1 protein-coding gene is annotated in these 457 nt (G+C 33.0%); it reads left to right on the forward strand.

The annotated features are described in order from the left end of the window. Positions 1 to 167: 167 nt before the first annotated feature. Positions 168 to 457, forward strand: a 290-nt coding sequence (locus Q4548_RS16735) for a transposase (protein ID WP_303457182.1), incomplete at its 3' end; no start/stop codon positions are given.

Below are 457 nucleotides of genomic sequence, written 5' to 3' on the forward strand. Positions count from 1 at the left end.
TTATCCAAATGAAGCTGTCTAAAATAAAGACCGACAAGAGTGATTCTAAACAGATCTGTGAGTATGCAAAACAAGTAAAATTAAAGTTATGGCAAGGTAGTTCTAAACACCAAATAGAATGCTTACAAATGACAAGACTCCTTTCTGTGTACACAAAACAGAGTACAATGTTAAAAAACAAGTTGCACGGAGAAGCTGTTTTAGGAACCCCAAGTAAAGCAGTTGTGAGTTCAATAAAACGAAGTTTAAAACAGCTAGAAAAAGAAATAGACAAGTTAGAAGTTAAATTATTGTCGTTGGTAAAAGAAGCTCACCAAGATGTTTTAACACGATTAAAAACGATACCAGGGATAGGAAATAAAACTGCCTTAATGTTAGTAGTATTAACAGACGGTTTTAAACGATTTAATAGTGGTGGTGAATTATGCAGTTATGCTGGATTAACACCTATAATAAG

Source organism: Wenyingzhuangia sp. 2_MG-2023, from assembly GCF_030548295.1.
In the GTDB taxonomy this organism is placed as follows: domain Bacteria; phylum Bacteroidota; class Bacteroidia; order Flavobacteriales; family Flavobacteriaceae; genus Wenyingzhuangia.